The sequence below is a fragment of the Streptomyces sp. MRC013 genome (genome assembly GCF_023614235.1).
In the GTDB taxonomy this organism is placed as follows: domain Bacteria; phylum Actinomycetota; class Actinomycetes; order Streptomycetales; family Streptomycetaceae; genus Streptomyces.
The window spans coordinates 1028972-1051166 of sequence record NZ_CP094264.1 but is presented as its reverse complement, the minus strand read 5'-3'; the positions used below and the strand labels follow the sequence as shown (position 1 = coordinate 1051166).

Here is a 22195-nt window from a genome sequence, read left to right as displayed (position 1 = left end):
TCACGCCGGGGCGCGGCGTACGGGGGTCTCGAACCGAGGGGTGGCCCCGGAGCGTCACGGGGCCTGTTCAAGCCGGAGGGGGCGCCCGCCTTCCCGGCGGGCGCCCCAGGGACCGGCCGCGAAACGGCGGTACGGATCCCCTACCGCACGTCCGGCGGCATCAGGCCCGTCTGCACCAGCGGGTTGCCGCGCTGGCGGGAGACGAAGACGCCGCGGCCTGGGGGCATCGGGCGGGGGCGGACGCCGCCCAGGATCTCGCCCTCGTGCGGGTCGCCCGACAGGAGGACGCCCTGCGCGCCCAGCTCCATCATGCGCTGCATGAACGGCTCGTACGTCGACCGGCTCGCGCCCGCCGCGTTGCGGGCGATGATGAACCGGACGCCCACGTCCCGGGCGAACGGCAGCAGCTCGGTGAGCGGTGCCAGCGGGTTGCCGCTGGACGTCGACACGAGGTCGTAGTCGTCGACGATCACGTACACCGTCGGGCCCTGCCACCAGCTGCGGTCGCGCAGCTGCTGCGCGGTGACGTCCTCCGACGGCGTACGGCGCCGCATCAGCCCGGACAGGGCCTCCACGTGGTGGTCCATGTTGTTGGACATCGGCACGTACTCCGCCAGGTGCGTCGGCGGGGTGACGTCCAGCAGGGTGCGCCGGTTGTCGATGACGAACAGCTTGCAGGAGTCCCCGTCGTACCGCTCGCTCAGCTGCTTGATGAGCAGCCGCAGCAGGTTGGACTTGCCCGACTCGCTCTCGCCGAAGACCAGGAAGAACGGGTCGCGCTCGAAGTTGACGAAGACCGGCGCCAGGTTGTTCTCGTCGATCGCGAAGGCCACTCCGCGCTCCGGGTGGGCGAAGCCCGCGGGCAGGTTCGCCGCCGGCAGCTCGCGCGGCAGCAGCCGCACGCCCGGCGCGCCCGGCAGCGTCCAGTGCCGGGACACCTCCTGCGCCATCGCCGCGGTCGCCTCCGACAGGTCGCTGCCGGAGTTGATGCCGTCGATCCGCGGCACCGCCGCCATGAAGTGCAGCTTCTCCGGGGTCAGGCCCCGCCCCGGTACGCCCGTGGGCACGTTCTGCGCGACCCGGCGGTCCAGCTCGGAGTCCATCGGGTCGCCGAGCCGCAGCTCCAGCCGGTTCATCAGGTGGTCCTTGAGGTTGGCGCGCACCTCCATGGACCGCGAAGCGGTGAGGACCAGGTGGACGCCGTAGCCGAGGCCGCGTGCCGCGATGTCCATCACGAGGTGCTCCAGGCCCTCGTAGTCGGAGCGGAAGCTGCCCCAGCCGTCGATGACGAGGAACACGTCGCCCCACGGCTGGTCCGTCACCGCGATCTCACCGCGTGCCCGCAGCCGCCGGTAGGTGGCGATCGAGTCGATGCCGGCGCTGCGGAAGTACTCCTCGCGCCGCGACAGGATGCCGTACACCTCCGCGACCGTGCGCCGCACCCGCTCCGGGTCCAGGCGCGAGGCGACACCGCCCACGTGCGGCAGTCCCGCGACCGACGACATGCCGCCGCCGCCGAAGTCCAGCCCGTAGAACTGCACCTCGTGCGGGGTGTGGGTCAGCGCGAACGCCGAGATGATCGTCCGCAGCAGCGTCGACTTGCCGGACTGCGGACCGCCCACGATCTGCATGTGGCCCGCCGCGCCGGAGAAGTCCCGGTAGAGCGTGTCGCGCCGCTGCTCGAACGGCTTGTCCACCACGCCGACCGGTACGACCAGCCGGCCGGCGCCCTCGAAGCCGGGCTGCGTCAGCCCGCGCCCGCGCACCTCGGCCAGGCCCGGCAGCAGCTCGTCCAGCGGCGGCGGGTTGTCCAGCGGCGGCAGCCACACCTGGTGCGCCTCCACGCCGCGGCCCTCCAGCCTCCGCACGATCACGTCGAGCACGGAGTCGGCGAGCGCGTCGTCCTCCGGCCGGCCCCCGTCCGCCTGCGCGGGGCGGGCCGCCGGCTGCACGTACCGGATCGGCACCGGCGCCGCCGTGAACGGCACCGGCCGCCGGTCCACCGGCAGCGGCCCCCCGGCCGTCGCCAGCGCCTGCGTGTGGGAGCGGTACACGCCCGACACGTACGCGGCCTTGAACCGCACCATCTCGTCCGTGCCGAACTTCAGGTACCCGGAGCCGGGCACGTTCGGCAGGTGGTACGCGTCCGGCACGCCGATCGCGGCGCGCGACTCGGCCGCGGAGAACGTCCGCAGGCCGATCCGGTACGACAGGTACGTCTCCAGGCCGCGCAGCCGGCCCTCCTCCAGCCGCTGCGAGGCCAGCAGCAGGTGCACGCCCAGCGACCGGCCGATGCGGCCGATCTGCACGAACATCTCGATGAAGTCGGGCTTCGCGGTGAGCAGCTCGCTGAACTCGTCGATGACGAGGACGAGCGACGGGATCGGCTGCAGCGGGGCGCCGGCCGCGCGCGCCTTCTCGTAGTCGTGGATGTTGGCGTAGTTGCCCGCGTCGCGCAGCATCTCCTGGCGGCGGTTGAGCTCGCCGCGGATGGAGTCGCCCATGCGGTCGACGAGCGTCAGGTCGTCCGCCAGGTTGGTGATGACGGCGGCGACGTGCGGCATCTGCGACATGCCCGCGAACGTCGCACCGCCCTTGAAGTCCGCGAGGACGAAGTTCAGCGTCTCCGAGGAGTGCGTGACCGCCAGGCCCAGCACCAGCGTCCGCAGCAGCTCCGACTTGCCGGAACCGGTCGCGCCGACGCACAGGCCGTGCGGGCCCATGCCCTCCTGCGCGGCCTCCTTCAGGTCCAGCATGACCGGCGAGCCGTCCTCGCCGACGCCGATCGGCACGCGCAGCCGCTCCGACTGCGAGCGCGGCCGCCAGGTGCGCGCCACGTCGACGGAGGCGGCGTCACCGAGGTTCAGCAGGTCGGTGAACTCCAGGTTCGCCAGCAGCGGTTCGTCGTCGTCGCCGCCTGACGCCATCCGCAGCGGCGCGAGCTGGCGGGCCAGCGCCTCGGCGGCCTCCAGGCTCAGCCCGTCCGGCGTGCCCTCGTACACGAGCCCGTGGCCCGACTCCAGCCGCAGTTCGCCGGGGTGGACCACCACCGACAGCTGGCCGCGCGCCCCGGCGCCCTCACCGCGCACGACCTCGATGATCGTGACGCCCTGCAGGCCCTCCGCGGAGGCCAGCGGCGACATCGGCGGCACCGTCTGCCCGTCGAGGACGACCACCAGGTGCGGCTGGTCCAGCAGCGGGTGGTCGCCGCCCTGGAAGCGCGGCCGGCCCTCCAGCAGCCCGCCGAGCAGGTCCTGCAGGTCCATCGGGTCCGTGGTGATCAGGCGCCGCGTGCCGGCCCCGTCGACGGCGCCCCGCGCCTGCACGTGCGGCAGCCACTTGGCCCACTCCCACCGCGGCGCGGCGTCCTGGCCGGCGGCGACGGCGATGACCAGGTCCTCGGGCGAGTGCAGCGACGCCAGCGAGGCGACCATGGCGCGCGCGGAGGCCCGTACCGACTCCTGCTCCCCGCTCACCGTCACGTGGTAGAAGGCGCGCAGCGACACCGCCATGGGCAACCCGTCGAGCGTGCCGTGCGTCGCCAGGAACCGGCGCATCGCGCCCGCCGTCAGCGGCTCCAGGTCGTCCACCGGAGCCGTCTCGGGGGCGATCAGGGGCGTGGCGAGCTGCTGGCTGCCCAGGCCGATGCGCACCTGCCCGAAGTCGTCGTCGCCCACGCGCCGCTCCCACACCCGGCTGCCCTCGGCGACCAGCGCCCACAACTGCTCGGGGGAGGGGTGCAGGTAGAACTGGGCGTCGCGCTGGAGCCGCGCGGTCCGGAGCACGGCGCGGCGCGTCTGGTTCAGGTACTTGAGGTAGTCGCGCCGCAGGTCGGCGAGCTGCCCCTGGGTGCCGCGCCGGTACCGCACCAGCATCGCGATGCCCATGGCGAGGGTCGACGCGATCATCACCATGCCCATGATCCGCATGATCGGGTTCGGGGTCATGAAGAAGAACACGACGGAGCCGCCCATGCCGAGCATCGGCAGGATCTGCATCAGCGCCCCCTCCTGCTGCCCGCGGGGCAGCTCGGGCGGCGGTTGCACCTGTACCTGCTCGCCGGGCACCTCGGACGGCAGGACCCGTGGTGGGCGCTTGACGACGATCTGACTCACAGCTCACCAATTCCCTTGCCGGACGGAAAAGTTCCTATCGGCGCCCCCGTGGCGACGGGTTCCATCCGCGGTTGGGGATCCTACTTGCGTGGGGGGGCGGCGACCGGGCGGTAGGGTGACGCGACGGACCCGCGGAGCGGCGAACCACCGCGGAACGAGGGACGTTCGGAGCGCGGGCGGGCACCGCCGGCCGCGCCGGCGCCGGCACATCGCCGCCCGCGCCCGACGAAGTCACGGATTTCACGAGGGGAAGCAGAAGGTGAGCATGACGGCCCAGGCGGCGGCCACCACGACCGGCCACCCGGCTCCCGCGACGCCGTCCGGCGGCGGGACCGGCTTCTGCCGCGTCACCGTCGTCGCGCCCGACGGACGCGTCGACGTGGCGCTGCCCGAGGACATCCCGGTCGCCGACCTCCACCCGGAGATCCTCCGGTTGTCCGGTCAGAGTCCGGTCGAGGGCGGCCCGGTCGGCTACCACCTGGTCCGCCGCGACGGCACGGTCCTCGACTCGGCCAGGTCGCTGGCCGCCCAGCGCATCCTCGACGGTGAGCTGCTCTCCCTGCGGCCCTTCGCCGAGTCGCTGCCGCCGGCCGTCTTCGACGACGTCTCGGACGCCGTCGCCTCCGCCGTCGCGCGCGACCGCCGCTTCTGGACGGACGGGCTGATGCGCGGCTCCGGCCTGTTCGGCGGCTCCGTCCTGCTGGTGCTGCTGGCGTTCGTCCTGTGGCAGGCCGACCCGCGCCACGACACGCACGGCCTGCCGGGCGTCCTCGCCGGGGTGGCCGCGCTGCTCCTCCTGGCGCTCGCCTGCGTCCGCGCCCGCGTGTACGACGACCGCGGCTCGGCCGTCGCCCTGGGCCTCGGCGCGATGGCGAACGCCGCGGTCGGCGGCTCCGGACTGCTGCCGTTCGCCGCCGGCCAGGGCCCGGGCCGGTTGCAGTTCCTGCTCGCCTGCGCCGCCGTGCTGGTCACGTCGCTGGTCCTCATGCTCGTCGCCCCCTCGGGGGACGGGCCGTTCGTCGCGTTCGTCTTCGCCTCCACCGTGGGCCTGCTGGTGACGTTCGTCGCGATCCTGACCGGCATCGGCGCCGTGCAGACCGCCGCGGTCGGCCCCCCCGTCGCCGCCGGCGCGCTCGCCTTCCTGCCGGGCCTGTCCACCCGCTTCGCCCGGCTCCCCATCGGCTTCGACCCGCCCCGCACCGCCGTCGGAGGGTACGACGGCGGCGAAGGCGCCCCGCAGGGACCGGTCGACGCCGCCCGCGTCGCCGCCCAGGCCCGGCGCGGGCACGAGCTGCTCGTCGGCCTGGTCGGCGGTTGCGCCCTGGTCGCGGTCACCGCCGCGGGCGTGCTCGGCTTCTCGGACAACGTGTGGGGCCAGCTCCTCGCCCTCGCCACGGGCGCCGCGATGATGATGCGCGCCCATCTGTTCCGGTACTCCGCGCAGGTCGGCTGCGCCCTGGCCGCCGGGCTGGGCTCCCTGGTCCTGCTCGGCCTGGGCCTGTGCGTCAATCCGCCGGAGGGCGTCGTCCGCGCCGCGCTGCGCGGGGACACCGGGGCGCTGGACGTGCGCACGGTGTGGCTGGCCGCCGCCGTCGCCGCCGTCGCCGCCGTGGTCGTCGCCGTCGGGCTGATCGTGCCGAACAAGGGCGTCACGCCGTTCTGGGGCCGCTTCCTGGAGATCGCGGAGGGGTTCTTCCTGCTCACCCTGGTCCCGCTCTGCCTGGCGGTCTTCGGCGTGTACCACTCCATCCGCGCCCTCACGTCCTAGGCGTCCGCAAGGGCTGGTACGCTGTGTGACGGCCGTTCGTGTACGCGCTCCCGGAGGATCTGGGGGCAGCGCTCATCGAGCCCTCGCCTCCGAGTCACGGAAGCTCCCCTGAGACCAAGACCAGGGGCACTCGCGGGCGCATCGAACACCCATGAGGAGTACCGAGTGTCTCTCGACGCCGCCACGAAGAAGCAGATCATGGCCGAGTTCGGCACCAAGGAGGGCGACACCGGTTCCCCCGAGGTCCAGGTCGCGCTGCTCTCCCGCCGCATCTCGGACCTGACCGAGCACCTGAAGACCCACAAGCACGACCACCACTCCCGCCGCGGCCTGCTGATCCTCGTGGGCCAGCGCCGCCGCCTGCTGCAGTACCTCGCCAAGAAGGACATCCAGCGCTTCCGTGCGCTGGTCGACCGCCTCGGCATCCGCCGCGGTGCGGCCGGCGGCGCCAAGTAGGACGCCGTGAGGGGAGCGGTTCCCGACGAGGGGAGCCGCTCCCTTTGCCGTACGCGGGCGCGCCGCACCCGCTGATCGGAATGCGATCCCGGGACCGGGCTCAGTAGTCTGGTCGCACAACGACACAACGAACACGTCATGACGCGGACCCGACCGGGGAACACGTCATGGTACGGAGGAGAGGCCGCCTCGCCGTCGCCGGTCCTCGGTAGTGGCCCCCGGGCCTCTGGGCCGCAAGGATCCAGGGCGCACCCGGGTGCTTCGATCGAAGACCGGCCCGCACACAGGGCGAGTTCTCTCCGCTCCCCGTCCCGCGCCACACGGGCGCGTGGACGAAAAGACGACAAGTAAACGGAGAAACCGCTGGTGGAGAACGAGACCCACTACGCCGAGGCCGTCATCGACAACGGCTCCTTCGGCACCCGCACCATCCGCTTCGAGACGGGCCGCCTGGCCAGGCAGGCCGCCGGCTCCGCCGTCGCGTACCTGGACGACGACACCATGGTGCTGTCGGCCACCACCGCGTCCAAGAAGCCCAAGGACCAGCTCGACTTCTTCCCCCTGACGGTCGACGTCGAGGAGCGGATGTACGCGGCCGGCAAGATCCCCGGCTCCTTCTTCCGCCGGGAGGGCCGGCCCTCCGAGGACGCGATCCTCACCTGCCGCCTGATCGACCGCCCGCTGCGCCCCTCCTTCAGGAAGGGCCTGCGCAACGAGATCCAGATCGTCGAGACGATCATGGCGCTCAACCCCGACCACCTCTACGACGTGGTCGCGATCAACGCCGCCTCCTGCTCCACGCAGCTGGCCGGCCTGCCCTTCTCCGGTCCCATCGGCGGCACCCGCGTCGCCCTCATCAAGGGCCAGTGGGTCGCCTTCCCGACCCACAGCGAGCTCGAGGACGCCGTCTTCGACATGGTCGTCGCGGGCCGTGTCCTGGAGGACGGCGACGTCGCGATCATGATGGTCGAGGCCGAGGCCACCGAGCGGACCGTCGAGCTGGTCAAGGGCGGTGCCGAGGCCCCCACCGAGGAGGTCGTCGCCGCCGGTCTCGAGGCCGCGAAGCCGTTCATCAAGGTCCTGTGCAAGGCCCAGTCGGACCTCGCCGCCAAGGCCGCCAAGCCGGTCGGCGAGTTCCCGATCTTCCTCGACTACGAGGACGACGTCCTGGAGGCGCTCACCGCCGCCGTCAAGACGGAGCTGGCCCAGGCGCTGACCATCGCCGGCAAGCAGGAGCGCGAGAACGAGCTGGAGCGCGTCAAGGCGGTCGCCGCCGAGAAGCTGCTCCCGCAGTTCGAGGGCCGCGAGAAGGAGATCTCCGCGGCGTACCGCTCGCTGACCAAGTCCCTGGTCCGCGAGCGCGTCATCAAGGACAAGGTCCGCATCGACGGCCGTGGCCTGACGGACATCCGTACGCTCGCCGCCGAGGTCGAGGCCATCCCGCGCGTACACGGCTCCGCCCTGTTCGAGCGCGGCGAGACGCAGATCCTCGGCGTCACCACCCTCAACATGCTGCGCATGGAGCAGCAGCTGGACACCCTCTCCCCGGTGACCCGCAAGCGCTACATGCACAACTACAACTTCCCGCCGTACTCCACCGGCGAGACCGGCCGCGTCGGTTCGCCGAAGCGCCGCGAGATCGGCCACGGCGCCCTCGCCGAGCGCGCCCTCATGCCGGTCCTGCCGTCGCGCGAGGAGTTCCCGTACGCGATCCGCCAGGTGTCCGAAGCCCTCGGCTCCAACGGCTCGACGTCCATGGGCTCGGTCTGCGCCTCCACCATGTCGCTGCTGAACGCCGGCGTGCCGCTGAAGGCCCCGGTCGCCGGCATCGCCATGGGCCTGATCTCCCAGGAGATCGACGGCAAGACGCACTACGTCACCCTCACCGACATCCTCGGTGCGGAGGACGCCTTCGGCGACATGGACTTCAAGGTCGCCGGCACGAAGGAGTTCGTCACCGCCCTCCAGCTCGACACCAAGCTGGACGGCATCCCGGCCTCCGTCCTGGCCGCGGCCCTCAAGCAGGCCCGGGACGCCCGCCTCCACATCCTCGACGTGATGATGGAGGCGATCGACCGCCCGGACGAGATGTCCCCGAACGCCCCGCGGATCATCACCGTCAAGATCCCCGTGGACAAGATCGGCGAGGTCATCGGCCCCAAGGGCAAGATGATCAACCAGATCCAGGAGGACACCGGCGCCGAGATCACGATCGAGGACGACGGCACCATCTACATCGGCGCCCAGGTCGGCTCGCAGGCCGAGGCCGCCCGCGCCACGATCAACGGCATCGCCAACCCGACCATGCCGGAGGTCGGCGAGCGCTACCTGGGCACGGTCGTCAAGACCACCACCTTCGGCGCGTTCGTCTCGCTCCTCCCGGGCAAGGACGGTCTGCTGCACATCTCGCAGATCCGCAAGCTCGCCGGCGGCAAGCGCGTGGAGAACGTCGAGGACGTGCTCGCGGTCGGCTCCAAGGTCCAGGTCGAGATCGCCGAGATCGACCAGCGCGGCAAGCTCTCGCTCATCCCCGTCCTCGCGGACGAGGAGGGCGCCGAGGGCGCCGAGGCCGCGTCCACGAGCGGCTCCGCCGCGGGGAAGGACGACACCGACCAGTGACGTCCCGTAGTCTCCGGACGACGGCCCGCACCTCCTCGGAGGCGCGGGCCGTCGCCCGTACCCAAACGCTCCTCCCGGGCAGGGACGGCATCGGCACGGTCCGCCGCACCACCCTCCCGGGCGGTCTGCGCGTCGTCACCGAGACGCTGCCCTCCGTCCGCTCCGCCACCTTCGGCATCTGGGCCCACGTCGGCTCCCGCGACGAGACGCCCGCCCTCAACGGCGCCACGCACTACCTGGAGCACCTCCTGTTCAAGGGCACGCGCAGGCGCAGCGCCCTCGACATCTCCGCCGCGATCGACGCGGTCGGCGGCGAGATGAACGCCTTCACGGCGAAGGAGTACACGTGCTACTACGCGCGGGTGCTCGACACGGACCTGCCGCTCGCCATCGACGTCGTCTGCGACATGCTCACCGGTTCGCTGATCCGCACCGAGGACGTCGACGCCGAGCGCGGCGTGATCCTCGAAGAGATCGCGATGACCGAGGACGACCCCGGTGACGTCGTCCACGACCTGTTCGCCGAGACGATGTTCGGTGACACGCCGCTGGGCCGCCCCGTCCTCGGCACGGTCGACACGATCAACGCCCTCACCCGCGACCAGATCGCCCGCTTCTACAGGAAGCACTACGACCCGACGCACCTGGTCGTCGCGGCGGCCGGCAACATCGACCACGCCACCGTCGTCCGTCTGGTCCGCCGAGCCTTCGAGGAGGCCGGCGCCCTGACCCGTGCGGACGCCGTCCCCCTCGCCCCGCGCGACGGCCGCCGCGCCGTCCGCACGGCCGGCCGCGTCGAGGTGGTGGGCCGCAAGACGGAGCAGGCGCACGTCGTCCTCGGCGTGCCCGGCCTCGCCCGCACCGACGAGCGCCGCTGGGCCCTGGGCGTCCTCAACACCGCCCTCGGCGGCGGCATGTCCTCCCGCCTCTTCCAGGAGGTCCGGGAGAAACGCGGCCTGGCCTACAGCGTGTACTCCTACACCTCGGGCTTCGCCGACTGCGGCCTGTTCGGCGTGTACGCGGGCTGCCGCCCCAGCCAGGTCCACGACGTGCTGCGGATCTGCCGCGAGGAACTGGACCGGGTGGCGGGCGAGGGACTGCCCGACGAGGAGATCGCCCGCGCCGTCGGCCAGCTCTCCGGCTCCACCGTCCTCGGCCTGGAGGACACCGGCGCCCTGATGAACCGCATCGGCAAGAGCGAGCTGTGCTGGGGCGACCAGATGTCGGTCGACGACATGCTGGCCAACATCGCCGCCGTCACCCCCGACGACGTCCGCGCGGTGGCCTCCGAGCTCCTGGGACAGCGGCCGTCGCTCGCGGTGATCGGCCCGCTCAAGGACAAGCAGGCGGATCGCCTCCACTCGGCCGTCTCCTGATCCGACCCCGCCGCAACGTAAGGAAGCAAGCATGAGCAAGCTGCGCGTGGCCGTCCTCGGCGCCGGGGGCCGCATCGGCTCCGAGGCGGTACGGGCCGTGGAGGCCGCCGAGGACATGGAGCTCGTCGCGGCCCTGGGCCGGGGCGACTCGCTGGACGCGCTCACCGCGAGCGGCGCCCAGGTCGCCGTCGAGCTGACCACCCCCGACTCGGTGATGGACAACCTCGACCACTGCGTCCGCCACGGCATCCACGCCGTCGTCGGCACCACCGGCTGGACCGGCGAACGCCTCGCACGGCTGGAGGGGTGGCTCGGCCGGTCCCCGGGGACGGGCGTGCTCATCGCGCCCAACTTCTCCCTCGGCGCGGTCCTCACGATGAGGTTCGCGCAGCTCGCCGCCCCCTACTTCGAATCCGTCGAGGTCGTGGAGCTGCACCACCCGAACAAGGCCGACGCCCCCTCCGGCACGGCCACCCGCACCGCCCAGCTCATCGCCGCCGCCCGCGCGCAGGCCGGCTGCGCCCCCCAGCCCGACGCCACGACCACGGCGCTGGAGGGCGCGCGCGGCGCGGACGTGGACGGCGTCCCCGTCCACGCCGTGCGCCTCCGGGGCCTCCTCGCCCACCAGGAGGTGCTGCTCGGCGGCGAGGGCGAGACCCTTACCGTCCGCCACGACTCGCTGCACCACAGCAGCTTCATGCCGGGCATCCTGCTGGGCTGCCGCCGAGTCGTCTCCGCCCCGGGCCTCACCTTCGGCCTGGAACACTTCCTCGACCTCGGCTGACCCCGTGGGCGCGAAGATCACGTACTTCGTCATGGCGGCCTTCCTGGCCGTCTGGTTCGTCCTGGTCGGCGGCCGCGGCGTGGCCCTGATCCGGCAGGGCACCGCCGTCACCGTGACGCTGGGACTCGCGGCGATGATCCTGCCGGCGATCGGCGTGTGGTTCCTCTGGATGAACACCCGGTTCGTCACCAGGGCCAACCGCCTCGCCGCCGAACTGGAGGCCGAGGGCGGGCTGCCCGTCGACGAGCTGCGCCGCACTCCCGACGGGCGGATCGACCGGGACTCGGCCGACGAGGTGTTCGCCCGGCGCCGCGCCGAGACCGAGGAGGCGCCGGACGACTGGCGCTGCTGGTTCCGGCTCGCCGTCGCCTACCGCGACGCCCGCGACACACCCAGGGCCCGCAAGGCCATGCAGCGCGCGATCGCCCTGCACGACGAGGGCCCCGCCGCGCGCTGAGCCGCGGCGCCCGTGCCCCGCTCCCCGGCGGTCCGGGCAGCGGGGCACGGGCGTCTCCCGGTCCGCGGCTCAGGAGGCGGGCGCGTACTCCGCGTTCCACGCCCCGACGGAGTCGGCGGCCCGGTCGAAGGCCTCCACCCGGGCCAGGAAGTCCGCGTTGTGGTCGGTGAGCAGGGTCAGCGGCTCCCCGCCGCCCCGCCGGACGAGCAGCAGCGCCTGTCCCTGCACGGTCCGCGGCATGCCTAGCCAGCGCACCGGCTGCTGCACGGTGCGCAGCGACGAGGTCCGGGCCCACGGCACCGTGACGGTGCGGAAGAACCGCACCTGCCGCACCCCGTGCCGGCTCACCCAGGCCCCCACGCGCAGCAGCCGCAGCGCCAGCGCGATGACGAGCGCGGCGGCGGCCAGGCACACCGCCGCGGCCGGCAGCGTCCCGGCCAGCGCGATGACCAGGGTCGCCAGCAGCATGAACGAGGCGATCAGCAGGGTCAGGGCCGCCGCGCTCACCCGCCAGGGCCCGGGGCGGTAGGGGCGACGCCACCGGTCGTGGTCGTCGAAGGGGAGCGCCAGGTCGTCGCTTGTGGCTTCGAAAGCGCGGTCGGCCGTCAGAAAGGGCAGGGGCACGACAGATCCTTAACTCGTTGCACGCTCGTTCGGGCTGTGCCCGGTGAGGCTACCCAGCGCCCCCGTGCCCGGCCACAGCAGGGGGCGCGTACGGGTCAGCGGCCTTCGGAAGCCGCGGACTGCTGCGCGTGCCCGGCCTGCGGGCCGGCCTGCAGTGCCGGCATCCCGAACAGCAGCGACCCCACGAGCCCGGCCACCACAGTCAGTCCGATCAGCGTACGGCCGGCGATCTCCGAGACACCGGGACGCTGCCGTGCCGGAGGGGTGACGTTGCTGCGGAAGCGGTCGGTCTCCGCGACGAACGCGAACGGGACGGCCTCTCGCCGGGGGTGCATGGCGTGTCCTCCTTCATGACGACGGTGGAATGCGGCTTCTACCCGGTACGAACGCTCATACGGGCGATTCGGTGCCCCCACGGGCCGACGGGCCGACGCGCCGGCGGACGGCGGATCGGGCCGGCGGGGCTGGTGGGGCCCCGTCCCGCCCTGGCTAGAGTAGGCGCGCCCGTCTACGCCACACCGGAAGGACCCACGTGCCCACCACCCCCGCTGAGAGCGCCAAGCTGCACTTCCGCAGTGATGTGACCGTCGACCTGGTCAGAAGCAGCGCCCGCGACTCGGACGTGCTCTGGGCGGCTCGTGTCTCGACTGCGGGCGAGCAGTCGCTCGAAGAGCTGACGAAGGACCCCGAGCGGTCCAAGGGACTGATCAACTACCTGATGCGGGACCGGCACGGCAGCCCCTTCGAGCACAACTCGATGACGTTCTTCGTCAGCGCACCGATCTTCGTCTTCCGCGAGTTCATGCGGCACCGCGTGGGGTGGTCGTACAACGAGGAGTCGGGCCGCTACCGGGAGCTCCAGCCCGTCTTCTACGTGCCGGACCCCTCCCGCAGGCTGGTCCAGGAGGGCCGCCCCGGCAAGTACGTCTTCGTCGAGGGCACCGGCGAACAGCACGCGCTCGCCTCGCGCGCGATGGAGGACTCCTACGCCCGGTCGTACGAGGCGTACCAGGAGATGCTCGCCGCCGGCGTCGCCCGCGAGGTCGCCCGTTCGGTGCTCCCCGTCGGCCTCTACTCGTCCATGTACGCCACGTGCAACGCCCGCTCGCTGATGCACTTCCTGGGGCTGCGCACCCAACACGAGCTGGCGAAGGTGCCCTCGTTCCCGCAGCGGGAGATCGAGATGGTCGGGGAGCGCATGGAGGCGGAGTGGGCCCAGCTCATGCCGTTGACGCACGCCGCCTTCAACGCCAACGGCCGCGTCGCGCCGTGACGCGGAGCGCCGTGGCGCGGACCCGCCGGGAACCGGCGGCCGGAGCCGTACGGATGGACGGACCCACTGCCCGAAGTGTCCGTATTGCGGCTTATTGAGGGGTTCATCTAGGGTGAATAGACGGACCCGGCGCTACCTGAACCCCCGAGCAGGCAGCGCCGGGCTCTGCCCCGGCACGTCCCCCGAGGGGACCCGATGCGCTGAGCAGCGAGTAGCGTGTTACCCATGGCTCCGATCTCCACTCCGCAGACCCCCTTCGGGAGGGTCCTCACCGCCATGGTCACGCCCTTCACGGCGGACGGCGCGCTCGACGTCGACGGCGCTCAGCGGCTCGCCGCCCACCTCGTGGACGCGGGCAACGACGGCCTGGTCGTCAACGGGACCACCGGTGAGTCCCCGACCACCAGCGACGCGGAGAAGGACCGGCTCGTACGGGCCGTCCTGGAGGCGGTGGGCGACCGCGCCCACGTCGTCGCCGGCATCGGCACCAACGACACCCGCCACACCCTGGAGCTCGCCCGGGCCGCGGAGCGCGCCGGCGCGCACGGCCTGCTCGCCGTCACGCCGTACTACAGCAAGCCCCCTCAGGAGGGTCTGTACCGGCACTTCACGGCCATCGCCGACGCCACCGGGCTGCCCGTGATGCTCTACGACATCCCCGGTCGCAGCGGCGTCCCGATCGACACCGAGACGATCGTCCGCCTCGCCGAGCACCCGCGCATCGTCGCCAACAAGGACGCCAAGGGCGATCTGGGCCGCGCCAGCTGGGCCATCGCCCGCTCCGGCCTCGCCTGGTACTCCGGCGACGACATGCTCAACCTGCCGCTGCTCTCCGTCGGCGCGGTGGGCTTCGTCTCCGTCGTCGGCCACGTCGTCACCCCCGAGCTGCGCGCCCTCCTCGAAGCCCACGCCAGCGGCGACGTCCAGAAGGCCACCGAGATCCACCAGCAGCTCCTCCCGGTCTACACCGGCATGTTCCGCACGCAGGGCGTGATCACCACCAAGGCCGCCCTCGCCCTCCGGGGCCTCCCCGCGGGCCCGCTGCGGCTGCCGCTCGTGGAGCTCTCCCCGGCCGGGACCGAGCAGCTCAAGGCGGACCTCGCCGCCGGCGGGGTAGACCTGTGACCACGGACTTCACAACTGAACAGCGACAACACCACCTTTCGTACCCGTAGGAAGATCACGCGCGCCACGTGTCCCGACGGCACGTGGCGCGCGTGGTGAGGAGAGTCTTTTGAGTCATCCGCATCCCGAACTCGGTGCCCCGCCGAAGCTGTCCCCGGGCAGCCTGCGCGTCACCCCGCTGGGCGGCCTCGGCGAGATCGGCCGCAACATGACCGTCTTCGAGTACGGCGGCCGTCTGCTGATCGTCGACTGCGGCGTGCTCTTCCCCGAGGAGGAGCAGCCCGGCATCGACTTGATCCTGCCGGACTTCACGACCCTGAGGAACCGCCTCGACGACGTCGAGGCCATCGTCCTCACCCATGGTCACGAGGACCACATCGGCGCCGTCCCGTACCTGCTGCGCCTCAAGCCGGACATCCCCCTGATCGGCTCGAAGCTGACCCTCGCCCTGATCGAGGCGAAGCTCCAGGAGCACCGCATCCGCCCCTACACCCTGGAGGTGGCCGAAGGGCAGCGCGAGGTCCTGGGCGCGTTCGACTGCGAGTTCATCGCGGTCAACCACTCCATCCCGGACGCCCTGGCCGTCGCCATCCGCACTCCCGCGGGCATGGTGGTCCACACCGGCGACTTCAAGATGGACCAGCTCCCGCTGGACAACCGCCTCACGGACCTGCACGCGTTCGCCCGGCTCAGCGAGGAGGGGATCGACCTCCTCCTCAGCGACTCGACGAACGCCGAGGTCCCCGGCTTCACGGCGCACGAGCGCGACATCTCCAGCGTGATGCGCTCGGTGTTCGCCGGCGCTCAGCGGCGCATCATCGTGGCCAGCTTCGCCAGCCACGTGCACCGCATCCAGCAGGTCCTCGACGCGGCGTACGAGTACGGGCGCCGGGTCGCGTTCGTCGGCCGCTCGATGGTCCGCAACATGGGCATCGCCCGCGACCTGGGCTACCTGCGCGTCCCGCCGGGCCTCGTCGTCGACGTGAAGACCCTCGACGACCTGCCGGACCACGAGGTCGTGCTCGTCTGCACGGGTTCCCAGGGCGAGCCGATGGCGGCCCTGTCCCGCATGGCCAACCGGGACCACCAGATCCGCATCGTCCAGGGCGACACGGTGATCCTGGCGTCGTCCCTGATCCCCGGCAACGAGAACGCGGTCTACCGCGTGATCAACGGCCTGACCCGCTGGGGCGCGAACGTCGTCCACAAGGGCAACGCCAAGGTCCACGTCTCCGGCCACGCCTCGGCCGGCGAGCTTCTGTACTTCTACAACATCTGCAAGCCGAAGAACCTGATGCCGGTGCACGGCGAATGGCGCCACCTGCGCGCCAACGCCGAACTGGGCGCCCTGACCGGCGTCCCGAAGGACCGCATCGTCATCGCCGAGGACGGCGTGGTCGTCGACCTGGTCGACGGCAAGGCCAAGATCGTCGGCAAGGTGCAGGCCGGCTACGTGTACGTGGACGGCCTGTCGGTCGGTGACGTCACGGAGGGGGCCCTGAAGGACCGCCGCATCCTCGGAGAGGAGGGCATCGTCTCCGTCTTCGTCGTGGTGGACTCCACGACCGGCAAGATCGTCGGCGGCCCGCACGTCCAGGCGAGAGGCTCAGGCATCGAGGACGGTGCGTTCGACGCGGTGATCCCGAAGGTCGAGGACGCGCTGAACAAGTCGGCCCAGGACGGCGTCGTGGAGCCCCACCAACTTCAGCAACTGATCCGCCGCACCATCGGCAAGTGGGTCTCGGACACGTACCGCAGGCGTCCGATGATCCTCCCCGTGGTGGTGGAGGTCTGACGCCCCGCCGGCCCTGAACGGAGCGGGGCGCCCTCGATTTGCATCGGGGCGCCCCGCTCCAGTACGTTTACGGCTCCGCCCGAGGGGAACCCGGCCCGTTCACGTGCCAGGGGACCCAAAGGGGAGGGAAATTCCGACTCAGGACTTCTGATAAAGTCGGAAAGCGCCGAAAGGCGGAGGCCTTCCAACGGCCGCTGGAGAGGGAATCCGGACCGAGAACGGGACGGTGAACGGATCTGGTAGTGTTGGAAACACCGAAGGGAAGCGCCCGGAGGAAAGCCCGAGAGGGTGAGTACGAGGGAAGCGTTCGTTCCTTGAGAACTCAACAGCGTGCCAAAAGTCAACGCCAGATATGTTGATAACCCCGTCTCTGTGAGACGTGGTTCCTTTGAAGAACACAGCGAGGATGCTGTGGATCGGGAGGATCATTCCTTCTTCCGGTCCCGCTCAACGCGGGTGTTTGCCCGGATGACCGGGAAGCATTCACGGAGAGTTTGATCCTGGCTCAGGACGAACGCTGGCGGCGTGCTTAACACATGCAAGTCGAACGATGAACCCGCTTCGGTGGGGGATTAGTGGCGAACGGGTGAGTAACACGTGGGCAATCTGCCCTGCACTCTGGGACAAGCCCTGGAAACGGGGTCTAATACCGGATACGACCGCTTCGGGCATCCGATGGTGGTGGAAAGCTCCGGCGGTGCAGGATGAGCCCGCGGCCTATCAGCTTGTTGGTGAGGTAACGGCTCACCAAGGCGACGACGGGTAGCCGGCCTGAGAGGGCGACCGGCCACACTGGGACTGAGACACGGCCCAGACTCCTACGGGAGGCAGCAGTGGGGAATATTGCACAATGGGCGCAAGCCTGATGCAGCGACGCCGCGTGAGGGATGACGGCCTTCGGGTTGTAAACCTCTTTCAGCAGGGAAGAAGCGCAAGTGACGGTACCTGCAGAAGAAGCGCCGGCTAACTACGTGCCAGCAGCCGCGGTAATACGTAGGGCGCAAGCGTTGTCCGGAATTATTGGGCGTAAAGAGCTCGTAGGCGGCTTGTCGCGTCGGATGTGAAAGCCCGGGGCTTAACTCCGGGTCTGCATTCGATACGGGCAGGCTAGAGTTCGGTAGGGGAGATCGGAATTCCTGGTGTAGCGGTGAAATGCGCAGATATCAGGAGGAACACCGGTGGCGAAGGCGGATCTCTGGGCCGATACTGACGCTGAGGAGCGAAAGCGTGGGGAGCGAACAGGATTAGATACCCTGGTAGTCCACGCCGTAAACGTTGGGAACTAGGTGTGGGCGACATTCCACGTCGTCCGTGCCGCAGCTAACGCATTAAGTTCCCCGCCTGGGGAGTACGGCCGCAAGGCTAAAACTCAAAGGAATTGACGGGGGCCCGCACAAGCGGCGGAGCATGTGGCTTAATTCGACGCAACGCGAAGAACCTTACCAAGGCTTGACATACATCGGAAACATCCAGAGATGGGTGCCCCCTTGTGGTCGGTGTACAGGTGGTGCATGGCTGTCGTCAGCTCGTGTCGTGAGATGTTGGGTTAAGTCCCGCAACGAGCGCAACCCTTGTCCCGTGTTGCCAGCAGGCCCTTGTGGTGCTGGGGACTCACGGGAGACCGCCGGGGTCAACTCGGAGGAAGGTGGGGACGACGTCAAGTCATCATGCCCCTTATGTCTTGGGCTGCACACGTGCTACAATGGCCGGTACAAAGAGCTGCGATACCGTGAGGTGGAGCGAATCTCAAAAAGCCGGTCTCAGTTCGGATTGGGGTCTGCAACTCGACCCCATGAAGTCGGAGTCGCTAGTAATCGCAGATCAGCATTGCTGCGGTGAATACGTTCCCGGGCCTTGTACACACCGCCCGTCACGTCACGAAAGTCGGTAACACCCGAAGCCGGTGGCCCAACCCCTTGTGGGAGGGAGCTGTCGAAGGTGGGACTGGCGATTGGGACGAAGTCGTAACAAGGTAGCCGTACCGGAAGGTGCGGCTGGATCACCTCCTTTCTAAGGAGCACTTCTTACCAGGCCGTCTGGTCTGGTCAGAGGCCAGTACATCGGCGAACGTCCGGTGCTGGTGGCTCATGGGTGGAACGTTGACTATTCGGTAGGTCTGGCCGGTTCGGTCTTTCTTAGTACTGCTCTTTAGGGCGTGGAACGGAAGGGGTGGGCGGTTGGGTTTGTCGGGCGCGCTGTTGGGTGTCTGAGGGTGCGAGTGTTTGCTTGCCCTTCTGCGATGCCGGTCCCAGTGAACTCCAGGTGTGGCTTGGGGGTGGTGGGTGGCTGGTCGTTGCTTGAGAACTGCACAGTGGACGCGAGCATCTGTGGCCAAGTTTTTAAGGGCGCACGGTGGATGCCTTGGCACCAGGAACCGATGAAGGACGTGGGAGGCCGCGATAGGCCCCGGGGAGCTGTCAACCGAGCTGTGATCCGGGGGTGTCCGAATGGGGAAACCCGGCAGTCGTCATGGGCTGTCACCCGCTGCTGAACACATAGGCAGTGTGGAGGGAACGAGGGGAAGTGAAACATCTCAGTACCCTCAGGAAGAGAAAACAACCGTGATTCCGGGAGTAGTGGCGAGCGAAACCGGATGAGGCTAAACCGTATACGTGTGAGACCCGGCAGGGGTTGCGTGTGCGGGGTTGTGGGATCTCTTTTTCATGGTCTGCCGGCTGTGAGACGAGTGAGAAACCGTATGGGTAGGCGAAGGACATGCGAAAGGTCCGGCGTAGAGGGTAAGACCCCCGTAGCTGAAATTCATGCGGCTCGTTGGAGAGACACCCAAGTAGCACGGGGCCCGAGAAATCCCGTGTGAATCTGGCGGGACCACCCGCTAAGCCTAAATATTCCCTGGTGACCGATAGCGGATAGTACCGTGAGGGAATGGTGAAAAGTACCGCGGGAGCGGAGTGAAATAGTACCTGAAACCGTGTGCCTACAAGCCGTGGGAGCGTCGCGCAAGGACTTCGGTTCTTGCGTCGTGACTGCGTGCCTTTTGAAGAATGAGCCTGCGAGTTTGCGGTGTGTTGCGAGGTTAACCCGTGTGGGGAAGCCGTAGCGAAAGCGAGTCCGAATAGGGCGGTGTAGTAGCGCGCTCAAGACCCGAAGCGGAGTGATCTAGCCATGGGCAGGTTGAAGCGGAGGTAAGACTTCGTGGAGGACCGAACCCACCAGGGTTGAAAACCTGGGGGATGACCTGTGGTTAGGGGTGAAAGGCCAATCAAACTCCGTGATAGCTGGTTCTCCCCGAAATGCATTTAGGTGCAGCGTCGTGTGTTTCTTGCCGGAGGTAGAGCACTGGATAGGCGATGGGCCCTACCGGGTTACTGACCTTAGCCAAACTCCGAATGCCGGTAAGTGAGAGCGCGGCAGTGAGACTGTGGGGGATAAGCTCCATGGTCGAGAGGGAAACAGCCCAGAGCATCGACTAAGGCCCCTAAGCGTACGCTAAGTGGGAAAGGATGTGGAGTCGCAGAGACAACCAGGAGGTTGGCTTAGAAGCAGCCATCCTTGAAAGAGTGCGTAATAGCTCACTGGTCAAGTGATTCCGCGCCGACAATGTAGCGGGGCTCAAGCGTACCGCCGAAGTCGTGTCATTGCAGTACATACTCCTAACGGGGACTGTGATGGGTAGGGGAGCGTCGTGTGCCGGGTGAAGCAGCCGTGGAAGCGAGTTGTGGACGGTTCACGAGTGAGAATGCAGGCATGAGTAGCGATACACACGTGGGAAACGTGTGCGCCGATTGACTAAGGGTTCCTGGGTCAAGCTGATCTGCCCAGGGTAAGTCGGGACCTAAGGCGAGGCCGACAGGCGTAGTCGATGGACAACCGGTTGATATTCCGGTACCCGCTTTGAAGCGTCAGCGCTGAACCCAGCGATGCTAAGCCCGTGAAACCGCCGTGTGCGTCTTCGGACAAGTGCGGAGTGGTGGAGCCGGTGGCCCAGACTGGTAGTAGGTGAGTGATGGGGTGACGCAGGAAGGTAGTCCAGCCCGGGCGGTGGTTGTCCCGGGGTAAGGGTGTAGGCCGTGTGGTAGGTAAATCCGTCGCACGTGAAGGCTGAGACCTGATGCCGAGCCGATTGTGGCGAAGTGGATGATCCTATGCTGTCGAGAAAAGCCTCTAGCGAGTTTCATGGCGGCCCGTACCCTAAACCGACTCAGGTGGTCAGGTAGAGAATACCGAGGCGTTCGGGTGAACTATGGTTAAGGAACTCGGCAAAATGCCCCCGTAACTTCGGGAGAAGGGGGGCCATGTCTGGTGATGAGTCTTGCACTCGGAGCTGGGTGTGGCCGCAGAGACCAGCGAGAAGCGACTGTTTACTAAAAACACAGGTCCGTGCGAAGCCGTAAGGCGATGTATACGGACTGACGCCTGCCCGGTGCTGGAACGTTAAGGGGACCGGTTAGCTCCATTTCGGTGGGGCGAAGCTGAGAACTTAAGCGCCAGTAAACGGCGGTGGTAACTATAACCATCCTAAGGTAGCGAAATTCCTTGTCGGGTAAGTTCCGACCTGCACGAATGGCGTAACGACTTCTCGACTGTCTCAACCATAGGCCCGGTGAAATTGCACTACGAGTAAAGATGCTCGTTTCGCGCAGCAGGACGGAAAGACCCCGGGACCTTTACTACAGTTTGATATTGGTGTTCGGTTCGGCTTGTGTAGGATAGGTGGGAGACTGTGAAGCTTCAACGCCAGTTGGGGTGGAGTCGTCGTTGAAATACCACTCTGGTCGTGCTGGATGTCTAACCTGGGTCCGTGATCCGGATCAGGGACAGTGTCTGATGGGTAGTTTAACTGGGGCGGTTGCCTCCTAAAGGGTAACGGAGGCGCCCAAAGGTTCCCTCAGCCTGGTTGGTAATCAGGTGTTGAGTGTAAGTGCACAAGGGAGCTTGACTGTGAGACCGACGGGTCGAGCAGGGACGAAAGTCGGGACTAGTGATCCGGCGGTGGCTTGTGGAAGCGCCGTCGCTCAACGGATAAAAGGTACCCCGGGGATAACAGGCTGATCTTCCCCAAGAGTCCATATCGACGGGATGGTTTGGCACCTCGATGTCGGCTCGTCGCATCCTGGGGCTGGAGTCGGTCCCAAGGGTTGGGCTGTTCGCCCATTAAAGCGGTACGCGAGCTGGGTTTAGAACGTCGTGAGACAGTTCGGTCCCTATCCGCTGTGCGCGTAGGAATATTGAGAAGGGCTGTCCCTAGTACGAGAGGACCGGGACGGACGAACCTCTGGTGTGCCAGTTGTTCTGCCAAGGGCATGGCTGGTTGGCTACGTTCGGGAGGGATAACCGCTGAAAGCATCTAAGCGGGAAGCCTGCTTCGAGATGAGTGTTCCCGCCTCCTTGAGAGGGTAAGGCTCCCAGTAGACGACTGGGTTGATAGGCCGGATATGGAAGCCCAGTGATGGGTGGAGTTGACCGGTACTAATAGGCCGAGGGCTTGTCCTCAGTTGCTCGCGTCCACTGTGTTGTTCTGAAGGAACGACCTCCCGGTGTGCCGGTGGAGTGTCGGTATCTTCATAGTGTTTCGGTGGTCATAGCGTTAGGGAAACGCCCGGTTACATTCCGAACCCGGAAGCTAAGCCTTTCAGCGCCGATGGTACTGCAGGGGGGACCCTGTGGGAGAGTAGGACACCGCCGAACAATTCTTGAGACGGGAAAGCCCCGCACCTGACGGTGCGGGGCTTTTCCACGTTCGGGGGCCGGCCCTGATTCATATGGTCCGTAGCGGCCGATTAGGCGTTCGGGTCATCCCCGGGGTATAGTTCTCACGTCGTCACGAGGGAAACCTCGAAAG

At 68.5% G+C, this 22195-nt stretch carries 12 protein-coding genes and 3 rRNA genes; 12 read left to right on the top strand and 3 right to left on the bottom strand.

Annotated features, from left to right (window positions below):
* Positions 1-140: 140 nt before the first annotated feature.
* On the bottom strand, positions 141-4115 hold the full coding sequence (gene eccCa, locus LUW75_RS04565; RefSeq protein ID WP_250334485.1) for a type VII secretion protein EccCa: 3975 nt from the start codon (positions 4113-4115) through the stop codon (positions 141-143).
* Positions 4116-4380: 265 nt separating this feature from the next.
* Between eccCa and eccD the strand changes: the two genes are divergently transcribed.
* The 6 genes from eccD (at position 4381) to LUW75_RS04535 (ending at position 11575) form a co-directional block, all read left to right on the top strand.
* Positions 4381-5883, top strand: coding sequence for a type VII secretion integral membrane protein EccD (eccD, locus tag LUW75_RS04560; RefSeq protein ID WP_250337541.1), 1503 nt, complete (start codon positions 4381-4383; stop codon positions 5881-5883).
* 165 nt (positions 5884-6048) lie between these two features.
* Positions 6049-6339, top strand: coding sequence for a 30S ribosomal protein S15 (gene rpsO / locus LUW75_RS04555; protein WP_023586232.1), 291 nt, complete (start codon positions 6049-6051; stop codon positions 6337-6339).
* 366 nt (positions 6340-6705) lie between these two features.
* Positions 6706-8958, top strand: a complete 2253-nt coding sequence (locus tag LUW75_RS04550; RefSeq protein ID WP_250334484.1) for a polyribonucleotide nucleotidyltransferase — start codon at positions 6706-6708, stop codon at positions 8956-8958.
* On the top strand, positions 8955-10334 hold the full coding sequence (locus tag LUW75_RS04545) for a M16 family metallopeptidase (RefSeq protein WP_250334483.1): 1380 nt from the start codon (positions 8955-8957) through the stop codon (positions 10332-10334). The genes LUW75_RS04550 and LUW75_RS04545 overlap by 4 nt, the downstream gene beginning before the upstream one ends.
* A gap of 31 nt (positions 10335-10365) precedes the next feature.
* A complete protein-coding gene (dapB, locus tag LUW75_RS04540; protein WP_250334482.1) occupies positions 10366-11118 on the top strand; it encodes a 4-hydroxy-tetrahydrodipicolinate reductase in 753 nt (250 codons plus the stop codon).
* Positions 11119-11122: 4 nt separating this feature from the next.
* Positions 11123-11575, top strand: coding sequence for a tetratricopeptide repeat protein (locus tag LUW75_RS04535; protein ID WP_250334481.1), 453 nt, complete (start codon positions 11123-11125; stop codon positions 11573-11575).
* A 69-nt stretch (positions 11576-11644) separates the two neighbouring features.
* Here the strand turns inward: LUW75_RS04535 and LUW75_RS04530 are convergent, their stop codons facing one another.
* The gene (locus LUW75_RS04530; RefSeq protein WP_250334480.1) at positions 11645-12199 is read right to left on the bottom strand and encodes a hypothetical protein; all 555 of its coding nucleotides are present in this window, start codon (positions 12197-12199) and stop codon (positions 11645-11647) included.
* Between the two features lie 95 nt (positions 12200-12294).
* Positions 12295-12534, bottom strand: coding sequence for a hypothetical protein (locus LUW75_RS04525; protein ID WP_250334479.1), 240 nt, complete (start codon positions 12532-12534; stop codon positions 12295-12297).
* Positions 12535-12731: 197 nt separating this feature from the next.
* Between LUW75_RS04525 and thyX the strand changes: the two genes are divergently transcribed.
* From thyX to rrf, 6 genes are all read left to right on the top strand, one after another.
* Positions 12732-13472, top strand: a complete 741-nt coding sequence (thyX, locus tag LUW75_RS04520; RefSeq protein ID WP_250334478.1) for an FAD-dependent thymidylate synthase — start codon at positions 12732-12734, stop codon at positions 13470-13472.
* Between the two features lie 225 nt (positions 13473-13697).
* Complete coding sequence (gene dapA, locus LUW75_RS04515; RefSeq protein WP_250334477.1) at positions 13698-14597, top strand: 4-hydroxy-tetrahydrodipicolinate synthase; 900 nt, start codon at positions 13698-13700, stop codon at positions 14595-14597.
* A gap of 109 nt (positions 14598-14706) precedes the next feature.
* Positions 14707-16392 carry a ribonuclease J gene (locus LUW75_RS04510; protein ID WP_250334476.1) on the top strand — a complete coding sequence of 562 codons (1686 nt, stop codon included), beginning with the start codon at positions 14707-14709 and terminating at the stop codon, positions 16390-16392.
* A gap of 482 nt (positions 16393-16874) precedes the next feature.
* A 16S ribosomal RNA gene (locus LUW75_RS04505) occupies positions 16875-18402 on the top strand.
* Between the two features lie 319 nt (positions 18403-18721).
* Positions 18722-21846: ribosomal RNA gene (locus LUW75_RS04500) — 23S ribosomal RNA — on the top strand.
* A 78-nt stretch (positions 21847-21924) separates the two neighbouring features.
* A 5S ribosomal RNA gene (gene rrf, locus LUW75_RS04495) occupies positions 21925-22041 on the top strand.
* The 16S, 23S and 5S rRNA genes sit together here, the layout of an rRNA operon.
* Positions 22042-22195 lie beyond the last annotated feature (154 nt).

Coding starts and splice junctions, on each gene's coding strand:
- eccD (WP_250337541.1), top strand. CDS start 4,381: ATGACGGCCCAGGCGGCGGCCACCACGACCGGCCACCCGGCTCCCGCG.
- dapA (WP_250334477.1), top strand. CDS start 13,698: ATGGCTCCGATCTCCACTCCGCAGACCCCCTTCGGGAGGGTCCTCACC.
- dapB (WP_250334482.1), top strand. CDS start 10,366: ATGAGCAAGCTGCGCGTGGCCGTCCTCGGCGCCGGGGGCCGCATCGGC.
- LUW75_RS04525 (WP_250334479.1), bottom strand. CDS start 12,534: ATGCACCCCCGGCGAGAGGCCGTCCCGTTCGCGTTCGTCGCGGAGACC.